The sequence below is a fragment of the Flintibacter porci genome (assembly GCF_041925195.1).
Taxonomy (GTDB): Bacteria; Bacillota; Clostridia; order Oscillospirales; family Oscillospiraceae; genus Lawsonibacter; species Lawsonibacter porci.
In genome coordinates, this window is the sequence record NZ_JBHEVB010000027.1 from 1 (window position 1) to 16,536 (window position 16,536).

Annotated in this window: 17 protein-coding genes and 1 pseudogene; 14 read left to right on the forward strand and 4 right to left on the reverse strand. The window is 48.5% G+C overall.

Annotation, left to right across the window (positions count from 1 at the left end; all coding sequences use genetic code 11):
* Together ACEVJL_RS16275 and tet(O/32/O) are read right to left on the reverse strand one after the other, a co-directional pair.
* Positions 1-1,037, reverse strand: a 1,037-nt coding sequence (locus tag ACEVJL_RS16275; RefSeq protein WP_374738431.1) for an MFS transporter, incomplete at its 3' end; no start/stop codon positions are given.
* Between the two features lie 45 nt (positions 1,038-1,082).
* Positions 1,083-3,002: a tetracycline resistance ribosomal protection mosaic protein Tet(O/32/O) gene (gene tet(O/32/O), locus ACEVJL_RS16280; RefSeq protein ID WP_374738432.1), complete on the reverse strand. Its 1,920-nt coding sequence runs from the start codon at positions 3,000-3,002 to the stop codon at positions 1,083-1,085.
* A gap of 492 nt (positions 3,003-3,494) precedes the next feature.
* Between tet(O/32/O) and ACEVJL_RS16285 the strand changes: the two genes are divergently transcribed.
* From ACEVJL_RS16285 to ACEVJL_RS16350, 14 genes and pseudogenes are all read left to right on the forward strand, one after another.
* The gene (locus ACEVJL_RS16285; RefSeq protein ID WP_374738433.1) at positions 3,495-3,950 is read left to right on the forward strand and encodes a helix-turn-helix domain-containing protein; all 456 of its coding nucleotides are present in this window, start codon (positions 3,495-3,497) and stop codon (positions 3,948-3,950) included.
* Between the two features lie 213 nt (positions 3,951-4,163).
* The gene (locus ACEVJL_RS16290) at positions 4,164-4,931 is read left to right on the forward strand and encodes a class I SAM-dependent methyltransferase (protein ID WP_003505400.1); all 768 of its coding nucleotides are present in this window, start codon (positions 4,164-4,166) and stop codon (positions 4,929-4,931) included.
* Between the two features lie 204 nt (positions 4,932-5,135).
* Positions 5,136-5,582, forward strand: a complete 447-nt coding sequence (locus ACEVJL_RS16295; RefSeq protein ID WP_003505338.1) for an RNA polymerase sigma factor — start codon at positions 5,136-5,138, stop codon at positions 5,580-5,582.
* On the forward strand, positions 5,572-5,775 hold the full coding sequence (locus ACEVJL_RS16300; RefSeq protein ID WP_003505336.1) for a helix-turn-helix domain-containing protein: 204 nt from the start codon (positions 5,572-5,574) through the stop codon (positions 5,773-5,775). Before ACEVJL_RS16295 ends, ACEVJL_RS16300 begins: the two co-directional genes overlap by 11 nt.
* A gap of 624 nt (positions 5,776-6,399) precedes the next feature.
* The gene (locus ACEVJL_RS16305) at positions 6,400-6,798 is read left to right on the forward strand and encodes a plasmid mobilization protein (protein WP_002569238.1); all 399 of its coding nucleotides are present in this window, start codon (positions 6,400-6,402) and stop codon (positions 6,796-6,798) included.
* Positions 6,770-8,392: a relaxase/mobilization nuclease domain-containing protein gene (locus tag ACEVJL_RS16310; protein WP_002569237.1), complete on the forward strand. Its 1,623-nt coding sequence runs from the start codon at positions 6,770-6,772 to the stop codon at positions 8,390-8,392. The genes ACEVJL_RS16305 and ACEVJL_RS16310 overlap by 29 nt, the downstream gene beginning before the upstream one ends.
* 185 nt (positions 8,393-8,577) lie before the next feature.
* Positions 8,578-8,790, forward strand: a complete 213-nt coding sequence (locus ACEVJL_RS16315; protein ID WP_002569236.1) for a hypothetical protein — start codon at positions 8,578-8,580, stop codon at positions 8,788-8,790.
* Positions 8,780-9,529: a phage replisome organizer N-terminal domain-containing protein gene (locus ACEVJL_RS16320; protein WP_002569235.1), complete on the forward strand. Its 750-nt coding sequence runs from the start codon at positions 8,780-8,782 to the stop codon at positions 9,527-9,529. The genes ACEVJL_RS16315 and ACEVJL_RS16320 overlap by 11 nt, the downstream gene beginning before the upstream one ends.
* Positions 9,526-10,383 carry an ATP-binding protein gene (locus ACEVJL_RS16325; protein ID WP_002605635.1) on the forward strand — a complete coding sequence of 286 codons (858 nt, stop codon included), beginning with the start codon at positions 9,526-9,528 and terminating at the stop codon, positions 10,381-10,383. The genes ACEVJL_RS16320 and ACEVJL_RS16325 overlap by 4 nt, the downstream gene beginning before the upstream one ends.
* Entirely contained in the window at positions 10,380-10,562 is a 183-nt protein-coding gene (locus ACEVJL_RS16330) for a transposon-encoded TnpW family protein (protein ID WP_002605634.1), read from the forward strand. The genes ACEVJL_RS16325 and ACEVJL_RS16330 overlap by 4 nt, the downstream gene beginning before the upstream one ends.
* A 100-nt stretch (positions 10,563-10,662) precedes the next feature.
* Entirely contained in the window at positions 10,663-12,273 is a 1,611-nt protein-coding gene (locus ACEVJL_RS16335; RefSeq protein ID WP_002605633.1) for a recombinase family protein, read from the forward strand.
* A 194-nt stretch (positions 12,274-12,467) separates the two neighbouring features.
* Positions 12,468-12,740 (forward strand): annotated as a pseudogene (locus ACEVJL_RS16340) (helix-turn-helix domain-containing protein); the annotation flags it as partial.
* 63 nt (positions 12,741-12,803) lie between these two features.
* Positions 12,804-13,406 carry a sugar O-acetyltransferase gene (locus ACEVJL_RS16345; protein WP_425475202.1) on the forward strand — a complete coding sequence of 201 codons (603 nt, stop codon included), beginning with the start codon at positions 12,804-12,806 and terminating at the stop codon, positions 13,404-13,406.
* On the forward strand, positions 13,399-14,175 hold the full coding sequence (locus ACEVJL_RS16350; RefSeq protein ID WP_374738435.1) for an HAD family hydrolase: 777 nt from the start codon (positions 13,399-13,401) through the stop codon (positions 14,173-14,175). Before ACEVJL_RS16345 ends, ACEVJL_RS16350 begins: the two co-directional genes overlap by 8 nt.
* On the opposite strand, the gene ACEVJL_RS16355 is transcribed toward ACEVJL_RS16350, so the two are convergent.
* Both ACEVJL_RS16355 and tnpC read right to left on the reverse strand, forming a co-directional pair.
* Entirely contained in the window at positions 14,062-14,883 is an 822-nt protein-coding gene (locus ACEVJL_RS16355) for a helix-turn-helix domain-containing protein (protein ID WP_374738436.1), read from the reverse strand. The genes ACEVJL_RS16350 and ACEVJL_RS16355 overlap by 114 nt on opposite strands.
* A gap of 594 nt (positions 14,884-15,477) precedes the next feature.
* Positions 15,478-16,536, reverse strand: a 1,059-nt coding sequence (gene tnpC, locus ACEVJL_RS16360) for an IS66 family transposase (RefSeq protein ID WP_374738437.1), incomplete at its 5' end; no start/stop codon positions are given.

Sequence of the window (16,536 nt, forward strand, 5' to 3'; positions counted from 1 at the left end):
TCATCCACATGGTCGTTCATCCAGGCGGCCAGCACAGGCTCCTTGATGGTGCGCATAAGCCCCGCCAGCAGGAACACCAACAACATGAACCAAAAGCTCCGCCCCACCGCGAAGAGAACTAGGCACAGGATATACCCGGCGCTGGTGGACATGACCACACTGGTTCGGCTGACAGTCCCTTTTTTCTCCATGCGGGCGATGAGCAACTGAGAAGCCAGAATACCTAAGCCGTTGCCGATAAGCCTGATAACACCGAACCAAGTGACGCTGTTCAGTGGCCCGATAACGGGTATTACCGTGTCATCCAGAAAATGAGCGGTGGAGAGCCGGTCAAAGCCTTCACTGGCAAGTCCCCCGCACAGTGTGATTGCTAAGAGCGCCAGCAACACAGGTGCGCCTTTCACAAAGCCCAGGTTGAGCTTGAACAGGCAGACAAAGTCTTTAAGCAAGCCCTGCCGTTCCTCAATAGCAGGGGAGAAGTTGGTTTCTGGCATGATGCGAACCAGCACCAGCCCCAGCAGCAAGCACAAACTGCCCCCCAAGATGATAGGCATTTGCAGGTTTATGTTTCCCAGCAGTGTGCCCAGCACCACGCCCAGAACGCCGCCGATTTGCCCCATTTGAATGCCACGCAGGAACACCTTATCCATGGGCTTGTCCTCTTCCTCCGAGGCAATCCACGCCTCCAGAGCGCCGGTGATGAAGGTATCACCGCAACCCCAGACAACCTGGGCCAGCAGAACCGTCGCGAACCACGGCAGCGCACCCTCCATCAGAAAGCCCAGGCCGTAGAGGAACATTCCAATCAGCACCGAGCGCCGACGGCTATACAAATCCGCCACCACACCGGTGGGTATCTCGAACAGAAAGCAGGAGGTTTCCAGAACAGTCCCCACCAGGACAAGCTGAAAAGCATCCAGCTGCACCACCTCCAGGTGGTACACGATGGAAAGCACTGTGGCCATAGAAGCCGCCAGGGAATAGACAAATCGGAACAGCAGATAGACAGAATATGCCTTTGAATTTTTAGAAAACATGAAGTTACATTCTCCTTTCTCATTTTATACGACTTTCGCAAGCTGTTAGGCTAACTTGTGGAACATATGCCGAACCTTATCTATACGGCTATTCGGGCGGCGGGGTTGGCAAATAAGTTTACCAGTAGCTGGCTGGTATCCTTTTAACTCTGTCAAGCAGACTCCCTGCCCATTTGTGAAATAAGTTAAATCGTTCCTGTATTCTTGAATACATCTGGCAGGGATTTCTCCTTTCAGAATGACCTCGTCATTCTTTATCTGGGTACTTACAATATCTGCACAATACCTTGGGGCATCATGATACGCCCGTGAGAGATATTCCTGCGGTGCATAAATTTCAAATTGGAGATATGGCTCTAATAGTTCTGTCCCTGCTTTTTTTAAAGCCTGCTCCAATACGATAGGGGAAAGCAGCCGAAAGTCTGCGGGGGTACTTACAGGACTATAATACAATCCATATTCAAAACAGATTTTACAGTCTGTCACTTTCCATCCATACAGCCCCTGCTCGCAGCCATAAAGAACCCCCTCCATAACCGCATTTTGGAACGATTGATTTAAATATCCAAGTGAAACTCTGCTTTCATACTGCACTCCGCTTCCAATAGGGAGCGGCTCTATGGACAACCCGACAGAAGCCCAGAAAGGATTTGGCGGGACTTCTATGTGGATGGTATATTCTGCTTTTCTAAGCGGTCTTTCCAGATAAATAACCGAAGGCTCTTTCATAGCCACGCCCACATGATATTTTTCTTCTAATAGCGAACAAATAACTTCTAACTGTACTTTTCCCAAAAAAGATAATATAATCTCATGTGTAACAGTATCAATGTCAAAATGCAAAAGAGGGTCTGTATCAGCAATCTCTGTGAGGGCATTTAACAGGGCTTCCCTTTGCTCCGGCTTTTGCGGCTCTACCGTTGTCCGAAGTAATGGCATGGGATTATCAATCCGTGTTTTGTGAGGCAGGAGTTTTTCATTTCCCAGAATGTCGTTCAGTTTCAAAGTATCATCAGCTAAAATAACAATTTCTCCCGGACAGGCATGGTCAACCGGGACGATTTCACCATTTGACGGAATACACATTTCTGTAATCTTTATTTTTTCCTTTTTTGACAGCAGCAGGGTATCCCGTAAATGGAGCGTCCCATGATACAGGCGTAAATAAGAAAGCCGTTTTTTCCGCTCTGTATACTCAACCTTAAAAACATATCCACATAATTCAGACTGAATATCGTCTGTTTCTGTAATGAAAGTTTCTGTAATCGCTTCAATCAGTTTTTCTGTTCCTAAATTGTCTTTTGCACTCCCATGATAAACAGGAAACAAAGAGCAGCATCTGGTTCTTTTGCACTTTTCATATTGTAATTCCTGTATATCCAAAGAATCCTCTGCAACATATCGTTCTAATAGTTCATCGCTTCCGGAAATAATCATATCCCATTTGTCCAAATCAGAAATATCGGTCATGGTTATCTTTGGCGACAGGGAAACCTCCTGCATGACAATCATATCACTGGTAAGTTTATCTTTAATGCTTTGGTAAACACGCCGCAGGTCGATCCCATTTTGGTCTATCTTATTTATAAAGATAATTGTCGGAATGTCCATTTTCTGAAGCGCATGGAATAATATACGGGTTTGTGCCTGTACGCCGTCTTTTGCCGAAATGACTAAAACAGCTCCGTCAAGGACAGATAAAGAGCGGTATGCTTCGGTTAAAAAATCCATATGACCTGGCGTATCTATAATGTTGACTTTTACATCCTCCCACTGAAAAGATGTCACTGCTGTCTGGATAGTGATTCCCCTTTGACGCTCCAAATTCATTGTATCTGTCCTTGTTGTGCCTTCATCTACGCTCCCTAGTTCTGCAATTGCACCACTGGTATACAATAAACTTTCCGTTAATGTTGTCTTTCCTGCGTCAACGTGAGCCAGAATGCCTAAGTTAATTATTTTCATGTGATTTTCCTCCTATCAACACCCAAAAAAGGGCATAAAAATACCCAGTGATAAATACTCCTATCACTGGGTAAATAACTCCAATAGCCCCAAAACACTTATATGTTTTCGGGCATATAAAATTACATGATAAAAGTATTCTTAAACTGGGTACAAAAAACTAAGCCCCATATTAAAAGTGAAACGGGACTGCTACTTTTTGTTCCCACTATCAAATTGACAGTTTATTTAAGAATACCTTGCCGCATATTTTTTACTCCTTTTCTGGAATGAAGCTATTATATCACATCAGTTTTAGGAAAGCAAGTACTTAAAAGAAATTTTTCTTCCCCTTATATGTAACAATCATACCGGCTTCCTGGTGTTCAGAATGGTTTCTGCTGTCTGCTGTGGTGTTTGATTGGAATTGTCCAGCCAAAAGCCGATCCGTGGTGTTGTCTGCATAAATGTATCGTATATTGATAAAATCAGCATCAGAGAGGAGGAACCATTTTGAACCAGAAACAGACGGATATTACAACAGGAAAGCAAATACGTCATCTGCGAACACAATCGGGAATGACACAGGAAGAACTGGCTGGGGAATTGAATGTTACCCGGCAGGCGCTATCGAATTGGGAGAGAGATGTTAATGAACCCGATTTAAATACGTTGAAAAAAATTTGTTTTCTTTTTGGAGTCCACATGGACGATTTTGCGAAGGAGGTAATAACAAAAATGGAAACATGTGAAAAAAAAGAGAAACGACAATTTAATAAGTATGATATGGCAATTGGACTTTTTTATGGTGTCGGGATATTTCTTGGCATTGGTATTTTCTTTGTTGGCGGTTTTATGACAATGACGGGTGCAGGGTGGGGAGCATCACTATTTGGCGGTGGCTGTTTTTCTCTTGTATTTGGCTTGATATGCCATGCAGTTATTACATTGAGAAGAAATGACAAATGATGACATATCCTGCTTTCTAGACTTTTCGGTCATATCGCGTAAAAAAGCCGCTGCTTTTGGCTTTCCAATAGCGGCGGCAAAGGGAAATATCCTTTGAATACCTTACAGAAGAAAAGTTTTGCAGCATTATAAAAATAAAAGCCTATACCATTTTGGAAAGAAAAGATACATAATAGTCAAGACGGCAACAATCAGAAGTTATGGAGGGTAACAATGGAATATAGTAAGGAAGATTTAATGGAAGCAAAAAGGCAAATTTTGGGAGTGGGAGAGAACATGGGAACAGAGGAAAGTAAAAAAATCTGGGAGAAAAACGCACAATTTTGGGATAATGCAATGGGTGACAAATCTAATGAATTTCACAGAGAGGTAGTGCGTCCCAAAGTAACGGAACTTCTATCTCCTAATCCTGCGGATTACATTTTGGATATTGCGTGTGGCAATGGAAATTATTCTTCGTATCTTGCACAAAGAGGCGCTTCGATTGTCGCTTTTGATTACAGCAAAAAAATGATAGAATTGGCTAAAAGACGGCAATCACAATATGCAAAACAAATTGAATTTTGTGTAGCGGATGCGACCAATAGAGAAAGTATATTAGAATTAAAAAGAAATCGAGCCTTTACGAAAGCAGTTTCTAATATGGCAATTATGGATATTACGGATATTGAACCACTTCTTATGGCTGTTTATGAACTGTTGGAGGAAAGCGGAATTTTTGTCTTTGCAACGCAACACCCTTGTTTTATCACGTTGACTGAAAAATATATGACACCGCACAGTTACTATGGTATAGCGATTGAAGGGCAACCGGAGGAGCAGATTTATTATCATCGTTCCATACAAGATATTTTTAACCTTTGTTTTAGAGCTGGATTTGTCATTGATGGATTTTATGAAGAATGTTTCAAAAACAACAAAGAAATTCCTATGGTAATGATAGTAAGGCTTAAAAAGGTAAAACGTGATAGCTTAAAATAAATTCAAGTTTGCCGGATAAATAGCAAACCTGGCCGAGCCAGTCAACGGTCAAGATGAACGGGCTTCGCCCGCCGTTGACAGCCCCGCCCGGTTTTGCAGTTAGGCAGTCAAGGAGCGACAGCCTAAAGTGCTGCCGCCCCTTACTATCATAAAAAGCAACTACTAACCAGCCACAGCCCTTTTGGGAGGAAAGGGGGATTTTCCATGACCTGTACAGAAGAATATCGGGAACATATCGAGTACACTTTCCATGCCTTTTGCAAAGTCGTTATCCGAAATGCAACGATCAACGCAGCGAGGACACGGAGCAGGAAGCACAAAAGAGAAATATCCCTTGAATACCTCACAGACGAAAAGCACTACCCTTTAGGCACGACAGATGAATATTTCCAAGCCCCGGAGCCGGACGAGGAATACATACTTACCCTTTGCGGCGATACGGTCATTTTCAGCAGCGGCTTACTTGCGGAAGCCCTGTCACGGCTGGACGAACGGGAGCGGGAAATGATTTACCTGTCCTTTTTCAAGCGTATTCCACAGCACGAAATTGGCAGACAGTACGGGCGCAGCCGCAGCACAGCGGGCTACCATATCCGAAAAGTCCTACGGCAGCTCCAAGCGGAAATGGAGGGAATGGCATATGAGAAATAATAGGCTTCTCCCCTATGAAACAATCGTCCAAGCCACCAGCGGGGAGCCGGAAGCGGTGGGAACTGTATTGCAGTATTACCGCCGCCGCATACAATGTGCCGCCCGTGTGAATGGACGGGTAGACCAAGATACAGAGGACTACATCACCCAGACGCTTCTCACAGCTATTTTCAAGTTCCGCTTTGGGAGATAGCCCTACCGCCTACAACTGAATAACCGCCGCTTCGCCGGCAACCAGAAAGCAGTAAATCTATTCAACAGATTTGCTGCTTTTTTTCGTTCCTGTTTGGCATTTTTGAAAATCCCCAGTATGAAAAAACAAAAGGGAAAATTGCCGCCGCAGTTGGCAAAATCCCTTACTTATCCGTGGAGGGTATCAAAGAAAAAAATACTGCCATTGTCCGCCTTTTTCGGCTTGCGTGGTGTTGTAGGGAATAAGGGGAAATTCTAAAAATCTCCGTCCATTTTGCTTTGCGTGGTGTTGTAGGTAGTGAAAGGAAAATTTTCAAGATATGCCGGAATAGCGGGTAGCAAAGCCCTTTTGAAACGTCTTGTTAGCGGAAAGTACGGAAGCCGGGGAACGCCGGAGTTTTTCAGAGCAAGATTCTACCGCAGTACCAAAATTCGCTTATCGCTCATTTTGCCCCTGCGGGAATCTTGTTGGGGAGTGCCTTCCCCAAACCCTGCTTATGCGGCTTACGCCGCTGGAAAATCCCTCAAAATAATTTTTCGGATTTTTCAAAAACAGTTCCGCTTTACACCCTGTTTTTCTCCTATTAGTGAGAGGACACCACGCACAGCCGAAGGAGGTTTTACCATGCGAAAACGATATAACACGCCGCACCGCAGCCGGGTAGTCAAGACACGCATGACCGAGGAAGAATACGCCGAGTTTGCGGAAAGGCTTTCTGCTTACAACATGAGCCAAGCCGAGTTTATCCGGCAAGCCATAACCGGGGCAGCCATACGCCCCATCATAACCGTTTCCCCCGTCAATGACGAGTTGCTTGCCGCTGTCGGGAAGCTGACCGCCGAATACGGCAGGATCGGCGGCAACTTAAACCAGATAGCCCGGACGCTGAACGAGTGGCACAGCCCCTACCCGCAGCTTGCCGGGGAGGTACGGGCGGCGGTTTCCGACCTTGCTGCCCTAAAGTTTGAAGTCTTGCAGAAAGTGGGTGACGCTGTTGGCAACATTCAAACATATCAGCTCTAAAAATGCGGACTATGGCGCAGCGGAAGCCTATCTCACATTTGAGCATGACGAGTTTACCATGAAGCCCACCCTTGATGAAAACGGGCGGCTGATACCGAGGGAGGATTACCGCATTTCTTCCCTCAACTGTGGGGGCGAGGATTTCGCTGTTGCCTGTATGCGGGCTAATCTCCGCTATGAGAAAAACCAAAAACGGGAAGATGTGAAAAGCCACCACTATATCATCAGCTTTGACCCACGGGACGGGACAGACAACGGCTTGACCGTAGACCGGGCGCAGGAGCTGGGCGAGCAGTTCTGTAAAGAGCATTTCCCCGGACACCAAGCCTTAGTCTGCACCCACCCGGACGGGCATAACCACAGCGGCAATATCCATGTGCATATCGTCATCAACTCCCTGCGGATTTATGAAGTCCCGCTTCTGCCCTACATGGACAGACCAGCCGACACACGGGAGGGCTGCAAGCACCGCTGCACCAACGCCGCTATGGAATATTTCAAGAGTGAAGTCATGGAGATGTGCCACCGGGAGGGGCTTTACCAAATCGACCTCCTAAGCGGCAGCAAGGAACGGATAACCGAACGGGAATACTGGGCGGCAAAGAAAGGACAGCTTGCCCTTGATAAAGAGAACGCTGTCAGAGAAGCCGCAGGACAGCCGACCAAGCCCACCAAGTTTGAAACGGACAAGGCGAAGCTGCGCCGGACGATACGGCAGGCACTTTCCCAAGCTGGCAGCTTTGACGAATTTTCTTCCCTTTTGCTGCGGGAGGGTGTGACCGTCAAGGAGAGCCGGGGGCGGCTTTCCTACCTCACGCCGGACAGGACAAAGCCTATCACAGCCCGGAAGCTGGGGGACGATTTTGACAAGGCTGCTGTCCTTGTCCTGCTTACGCAGAACGCCCACAGAGCCGCCGAACAGAGCAAAGCCATACTCGAATACCCTGCCGCGGTTAAAAAGCTGTCACAAGGGGAAAAAACCACAAAAACCACCCCGGCAGACAACACCTTGCAGCGCATGGTTGACCGGGAAGCCAAGCGAGCCGAGGGCAAGGGCGTGGGCTATGACCGCTGGGCGGCAAAGCACAACCTAAAGCAAATGGCAGCTACCGTTACCGCCTATCAGCAGTACGGCTTTTCTTCCCCGGAGGAACTGGACGAAGCCTGTTCTGCCGCCTATACCGCCATGCGGGAAAGCCTTACAGAGCTGAAGCAGATGGAAAAGACGCTGAACGGGAAAAAGGAGCTGCAACGGCAGGTGCTTGCCTATTCCAAGACCCGCCCTGTCCGGGACGGGCTGAAACAGCAGAAAAACGCCAAAGCAAAAGCAGCCTACCGTCAGAAGTACGAAAGCGACTTTATCATAGCAGACGCAGCCGCCCGCTATTTCAGGGAAAACGGCATTTCCAAGCTGCCGAGCTATAAAGCCCTGCAAGCAGAGATTGAAACCCTTATCCAAGAGAAAAACAGCGGCTACAACGATTACCGGGCAAAACGGGAGGAATACCGCCGCTTACAGACTGTCAAGGGCAATATCGACCAGATTTTACACCGGGAGCGCAAGCCTGTGAAAAGGCAGGAACAGGAACGATAAAAACCGCCCCAAAATGTACCCGAACCTATACAGAACAAGGGGGCTGCCCCGTACCCTATCCGCAAATACCAAAGGATTTTTTAACGGGCTTATAGGGCAGAAAAAACCCGAAAATGATACCGAGATGATACAGAATTACCGCCGATACCGCCACACCAGCGGAAACGGCAGAAAGGAGCGCACCCATGCCAAGAATGAGCAAGAAACGGCGGCTGGAATGGTCTTTTTTCCTGCGGCAAGTGAAAGTCGGGAATTCCACCTGCGATCGTATCACATACAATGACCTCTGCCGGGGCTGTACCCATAGCTGCAAGCAGAGCTTCCGGGCGGTTATCATACTCTGCCCCCACTACTACTCCAAACGCCGGAAAAAGGAGGACAGGGACAATGGCAGATAACCGCAAGTATTACTACCTCAAGCTGAAAGAGAACTTTTTTGACAGCGACTCCATTGTGCTGCTGGAAGATATGAAAGACGGGATTTTATACTCCAATATCCTCTTGAAGCTGTACTTAAAATCGCTGAAAAACGGCGGGAAATTGCAGCTTGACGAGCATATCCCCTACACAGCGCAGATGATAGCGACACTGACCCGCCACCAGATAGGGACGGTTGAGAGGGCTTTAGAGATTTTCCGGCAGTTGGGGCTTGTGGAGCAGCTTGACAGCGGGGCTTTCTATATGACCGACATTGAGCTGATGATAGGACAGTCCTCTACCGAAGCCGAGCGGAAACGGGCTGCAAGACTGGAAAACAAGGCACTTTTACCGCCCCGGACAAAAGGCGGACATTTGTCCGACATTCGTCCACCAGAGATAGAGATAGAGTTAGAGAAAGAGATAGAGATAGAAAAAGAGAGAGAGGGAGAAACGGGACACCCCGCCCCCGCCGCTTATGGCAGATACAACAATGTGATACTGACCGATACAGAGCTTTCCGGGCTAAAAACAGAGTTGCCCGACAAGTGGGAGTATTATATTGACCGGCTTTCCTGCCATATCGCTTCCACCGGGAAACAGTACCACAGCCATGCAGCCACCATTTACAAGTGGGCGCAGGAGGACGCTGCCAAAGGCAAGGCTGCCCCGAAACAGGGCATACCCGATTATTCATGCAAGGAGGGCGAGAGCTTATGACGAATGGATTTGATGAAATGATTTTGAATATGACCGACACCACGCCGGAGCCGGAGGACTACACCGGCGAGGACGGGCTTTTATACTGCGGGAAGTGCCACAAGCCCAAAGAGGGCTATTTCCCCAAAGAAACCGCCGCATGGCTGGGGCGTGACCGCCACCCGGCAGAATGTGACTGCCAGCGGGCAGAGCGTGAGGAACGGGAAGCCGCAGAGAAACAGCGCAGTCACCTTGAAACTGTCGAGCGGTTGAAGCGGCGGGGCTTTACAGACCCGGCTATGCAGGGCTGGACGTTTGAGAACGACAACGGCAAGTGCCCGCAAATGGAACACGCCCATTTCTATGTGGAGAACTGGGAAACCATGAAAGAGCGCAACATTGGCTATCTGCTATGGGGCGGCGTTGGCACAGGCAAGAGCTATTTTGCGGGCTGTATCGCAAATGCCCTTATGGAGCGTGAAATCCCCGTGTGCATGACAAACTTTGCATTGATATTGGGTGACCTTGCCGCCAGCTTTGAGGGCAGGAATGAATATATCTCCCGACTTTGCAGCTTCCCGCTGCTTATCCTTGACGATTTTGGAATGGAACGGGGAACGGAATACGGCTTAGAGCAGGTCTACAACGTGATTGACAGCCGTTACCGCAGCGGCAGGCCGCTGATCGTCACGACTAATCTCACGCTGGAGGACTTGCAGCACCCGGAGGACACCGCCCACGCCCGCATTTATGACCGTCTGATTGAAATGTGTTCTCCTGTCCGCTTTACCGGGAGCAACTTCCGAAAAGCCACGGCGCAGGAGAAAATGGGACAACTGAAAAAGCTGATGAACAGAAAGGAGAGCCGCCTATGACCAACACCCCAAAGAATGACCGCAGCACCCGCCGCCCGGATTGCGTGACGGAAATCCGCATAGGTAATTCTGTCCTTGTCGTTTCCGGCTATTTCAAGCAGGACACCACCGCCACCGCCGCCGATAAAATGCTGAAAGTGCTGGAAGCGGAAGCTGCTACACAAAAATCGGCAATTTGACGGGACGTAAAGAAGCAGAAAGGACTGTACAGCCAGCCCCGGCGTGTGGTATGATAGTCATACGGAATAGTGGGGCTGGCTGTCGGAAATGGAGGACACTATGTTAAGACAGACCACCCGAAACCTTATTACCGCCCTTTATCCGAGATTATCCCACGAGGACGAGCTGCAAGGTGAGAGCAATTCTATTTCAAACCAGAAGCGTATTCTTGAAACCTATGCGAAGCAGAACGGCTTTTCCAATCTGCAATGGTACACAGATGACGGTTATTCTGGGGCGAACTTCCAAAGACCCGGTTTTCAAGCCATGCTTGCGGACATTGAAGCCGGAAAAGTCGGCACCGTTATCGTCAAGGATATGTCACGGTTAGGGCGAAACTATCTGCAAGTGGGAATGTATACGGAAATGATTTTCCCACAGAAAGGCGTCCGCTTTATCGCTATCAATGACGGAGTGGACAGCGCACAGGGCGACAATGATTTTGCCCCTCTGCGGAACATTTTTAACGAATGGCTGGTGAGAGATACGAGCAAGAAAATCAAAGCAGTAAAACGGTCTAAGGGTATGAGCGGGAAGCCCGTCACGAGCAAACCCGTATACGGCTACTTTATGGACGAGGACGAAAATTTTATCATTGACGGGGAAGCCGCCCCTGTTGTGCGGCAGATTTACAGCTTGTGCCTTGCCGGGAACGGGCCGACCAAGATAGCCCGTATGCTCACAGAGCAGGAGATCCCCACGCCGGGAACGCTGGAATACCGTCGGACGGGAAGCACCCGCCGCTACCACCCCGGCTATGAGTGCAAGTGGGCGACCAATACCGTGGTACATATCCTTGAAAACAGGGAGTACACGGGCTGTCTGGTAAACTTCAAGACGGAGAAGCCGTCCTACAAGACCAAGCACAGCGTAGAGAACCCCATTGAGAAACAGGCGATTTTCGAGAACCACCATGAGCCTATCATTGACACCCAGATGTGGGAGCGTGTGCAGGAGTTACGCAAGCAGCGCAAACGCCCGAACCGCTATGATGAAGTGGGCTTATTCTCCGGCATACTCTTTTGTGCCGACTGCGGCAGCGTCCTTTACCAGCAGCGTTACCAGAACGCCACCCGCAAGCAGGATTGTTATATCTGCGGGAGCTACAAGAAGCGTACCCGTGACTGTACGGCGCACTTTATCCGCACCGACCTGTTGACCGCCGGAGTGACCGACAATCTGCGGAAAGTCACCAGCTATGCAGCGAAGCACGAAGCCCGGTTTATGAAGCTGCTGATCGAGCAGAACGAGGACGGGGGCAAGCGCAGGAACGCCGCAAGGAAAAAGGAGCTGGAAGCCGCCGAGAAGCGTATCAGCGAGTTATCCGCTATCTTCAAGCGGCTGTATGAGGACAGCGTGACCGGGCGCATTTCAGACGAGCGTTTCACGGAGCTGTCGGCAGACTATGAAGCCGAGCAGAAAGAACTGAAAGAGAGAGCCGCCGCTATCCGGGCAGAGCTTTCCAAAGCGCAGGAAGCCACGGTAAACGCAGAAAAGTTTATGAATGTTGTCCGCAAGTACACCAGCTTTGAAGAACTTACCCCTACCCTTTTGCGTGAGTTTGTGGAGAAAATCGTTGTGCATGAGTGCAGCTATGACGAGAACGGCACACGCAGACAGGACATTGATATTTATTACTCTTTCGTTGGCAAGGTAGACCTGCCCGAATGACCGCCCGACCTATCCGGCGCAATGCGCAAACGCCGGATAGGAACGGCAAAATTTTTTACACTTCTACTACTTCTTTATCACACATCAGCAAAGAGCCAGGGCATGAAGCAGCTCGTGGCTAATTAGATGTAATAAAAGTGAAGAAAGGAAAAGCACAATCCAGACGGAACCGGCGGTTGTGTCAAGAAATGTTTGTGAGTTCGCAAGAATTTTGCTATAATGAGGACAGAACCCCCTATACAGGGAGAAAGGCGGGAGGACAAATGCACATCAGTTATCAGCCGCTTTGGAATACCTTAAAAGAGCGCAACATGAGGAAAGAGGACTTGCGGCTGGCCGCCGGTCTTACCACGAATATGATTGCCAATATGGGTAAAGGCAAGAACATCAGCATGGAAACGCTGGTTCGTATCTGCGAAACCCTGAATTGTGGTATTTTGGATGTGATTGAGTTGGAACAAGACGAAATTATTACAAGGGCAATAAAGTAACATGTAAGAATTCGTGTATGTTAAGGAGTGCAATGTATTATGAACGAATTAGAAAAATGTATGGCAGGAGAATGGTATGACTGTCATAATGAGATTTTTTTGGAATACAAGAATAACGCAAGAAAACTGCTGGCACGATATAATGCATTGGCATACGACCAGAAGAAAGAGAAAACAGAAATTTTGAAACAGCTTTTTGGAAGTATTGGAACTAATGTATCGGTAGGTCTTCCCTTTATCTGCGATTATGGAAAAAACATTCATATTGGAACTAATGTATCTGTTAATATGAATTGCACCTTTGTGGACTGCAATAAAATTGAAATAGGCAATAATGTACTGATTGCGTCCAATGTACAGATTTATACTGCCACACATCCCGTTGAGCTGTCTGAAAGGCTTACTCCGGATTGGAATCCGGAAAGCGGAGAATATTTCTGCCGTACATATGCATTACCGGTAAAGATAGGAAATGGATGCTGGATAGGGGGTGGCGTCATTATTCTTCCTGGAATAACCATAGGAGACGGTACAGTCATTGGCGCAGGAAGCGTTGTAACAAAGGACATACCGGCAAATTGTGTCGCCGTTGGCAATCCTTGCAAAGTGATTCGAAAAATAAATGGAGAATGTGATGATTAGGTTAGTGGCTTTTGATTTAGACGGAACAATAGCCGATACTATCCCGATGTGTATAGAAGCATTTGAAAAAGCTGTATCGCCATATGCGGGACATACGTTGACCAAAGAAGAAATTATTCAAACATTTGGGCTGAATGAAATCGGAATGGTAAAGGCAGTTGTAAAAGAAAGATGGAAAGATGCACTGCGGGACTTCTATATTCAGTACGAAAAGTTGCATTCTCAATGCAATACTCCTTTTGAAGGAACCATTGATTTAATAAAGCATTTAAAGTCTAAGGGAATCATTGTGGCTTTAATTACCGGAAAAGGAGAAAAGAGCTGCAAGATTACTTTGAAAAAGCTGAATATGAAGCATATGTTTTCTGATATAATGACAGGAAGTGAGTTTAAAAACTGCAAAAGCGAATCCTTGTTAATACTGATGAGAAAATATAATTTATCTTCGGAAGAGTGCCTCTACATTGGGGATGCAGTTTCTGATGTGATTGCTTCAAAAAATGTTGGCATTACATGTTTATCTGCGGCCTGGAGTGAAGCAGCTGACAAAGAAGAATTGTATAAAATAAATGGAAAGAATGTATACGAAAGTATACAGAAATTGGCAGGAGTATTCCAATTGCCGTTGCAGGAGCCGATCCCGCAACGGCAGTTTTCATTTCCACGGCCTACGGCGGAAGTTGATCCCGGAATTTTTAATCAGCGGCGATCTTTTGAACAGCCTTTTCAGGGTTGTTCTTTCTTCGTCTGTGAGCCGCTTGTATTTTAGCTGGAACGCCTTGCAGAAGATTTCCAGAAATTCCTGCACCCTGTCGCCGGTGGACTGCATGGCCTTTCGGACTTCCTTTATCAGTTCATCGGCGGGCGTGGTATCCGGCGCACTCTCCATGTCGTTCTCATGGGCTTTGCGTATATCGTGAAGGATAGCGTCCCATGTTTTGTGTGTCACATGGCAGAAAAAATCTTCTTCCTCTATCTGACCGGCTTCCAGAATTTTCAGGGAACGGTCTGCGGCAGCTTCGGGATGTTCTTCCAGTATCATTGCCCGGACAGCGGCCAGCGCACTGTTGATGTCATGGAACCGCATGGTAGCCATTCCATCCACATAGATTTCTGCGTCAGCCATCAGCTCTGCAAATTTTTCGTGGGACATCATCTCGCACAGCAGGCGAGTATTGATCCGTCCGCTTTTCAGAAGTGCCACGGCTTCATCGGTCAAATGCAGTTCGGACAGCGGGGTGTTGATTTGTTCCCGGTTTTCTGTCCGGCAGAACAGATAGTCAATGGACACCTCATAAAAGTCTGCCAGCGTGATAAGATTGCCGTGATTGATTTCCTTGTTTCGGTTTTCTTCATTTTCATAGCTGGCTAAAGCAGATTTTGAAATGCCGGTCTTTTCCGCCAGTTCTTCCAGCTTCAAGCCCTTTTCCACCCGTAAATCTTTCAAGCGTTCCTGCAAAGAAACATGGTCTTTCATCGGTTTGCCACTCCCTTTCTATGTGGTTTTCGAGCATATATAACCATTATACCATACCGTTCCGAAATCGTGGAAATTTTCGATTTTGGGGCGGTATTCCTACTTTTTGGACATACGGGAAAGGGTTCAAAAATGAGCTATGATTAAGTCAGTTCATCGATGGATTATTCCAATCGAATGACCGGCCTGATGGGATATGCTCCCCGGCGATGTAGCGCAACGACCTGCGGCAAGGAGTTGGAGGAACCTTGACCGCAGCGAGCGTACCAACGGGAACAAAACGCTGCTGTGAGATTCAGGGGCAGGAACGACATCAGGGAAACCCGGCAGAACTGACACCAAAACGCTACCCAAACATGACAAAACGGCGGGGCGTAGTCTGCCCTGTCCGTGATACTATGGGGCTTTTTAGAGCGGCTCTATGGCCGCATTTTCCTTGAAAATCGCCCCGAAACATGACACCCAAAACCGCTATCCGCCCATCTCTACCGTTACGGCTGAAATGGACGGATTTTCGTAACCGTCAAATCTCCCGGCGTATAAAAAGGCCGCCATCTCAGCGCACAGGCATTGAGATGGCGGTCGGCATTTCCATTATGGTTTTGGAATTTTACATTCCTGGGGTGCGTTCACTGGGAGGAAAGATTCCGCCCAGGCTTCATCCTTCCGGCTCAGCCCAGGTGCGGTGTTCAGAAGCCAAACCAGGTAGCGGTAGGGATCCAGGTCATTCTCCTTTGCGGTTTCAATCAGACTGTAGATCACAGCGCTGGACTGGGCGCCGGCAGGGGTGTTGGAAAAGAGCCAGTTCTTCCGGCCCATGACGAATGGCTTAATGCTACGCTCGGCACGGTTGTTGGAGAGCTCCAGCCTCCCGTCCTCCAGATAGCGCACCAGGTAGGGCCACTGCTCCCGCAGATAGTGCAGTGCCTTGCCCAGGGCAGACTTGGGGGCAGTCTTGGCGCTGGCCTCATTTGCCCATACCAACAGAGCGTCCAGAACCGGTTTCTCCAGTTCCAGCCGCTTGGTATAGCGTTCTTCCGGTGTCAGATCCATGAGAGACTGCTCCAGCTGAAACAGCCGGGTGCAGTAACACTCGCCGGTCGCCGCCAGAGAATCCTGCCGTTTCTCTTTGGGCTGCGTCTGCAGCGCTTCGTCAAATTTTCGCCTGGCATGGGCCCAGCAGCCAACTACCCGGATGTTCTCGGGCAGTTTGTGGTACCCCTGGTAGCCATCTGCATGCAGCCAGCCGGAGAAGTCCTTGAGAAAGGTGGCTGCGTGCTCCGCCTTCCGGCTGGGCTGGTACTCGTACAGAACAATGGGATATTCAGCGCAGCCGCTGGTCCGGTAGACCCACATGTAGGACTTGCTCGTAGACGTCCTGCCCGGCTCCTTCAGTACCTGCAGCGTGGTCTCATCCCCGTGCAGCACGGTCTCCTGGCACAGCTGCCGGTGCAGGGCGTCATACACCGGTCTCAGCCAGGTGTCCGAGGCCTGCAGGATCCAGTTGGCCATGGTCTGCCGGGACAGTTTCAGTCCCTGCCGCTGAAACTCCTGCTCCAGACGATACAGTGGTGAGTACATCACAAACTTCTGCGTCATGATATGGGCTACTGCCTCCGGGGATGCAAAACTGCCCGGGCAGAGCGTCGGCTG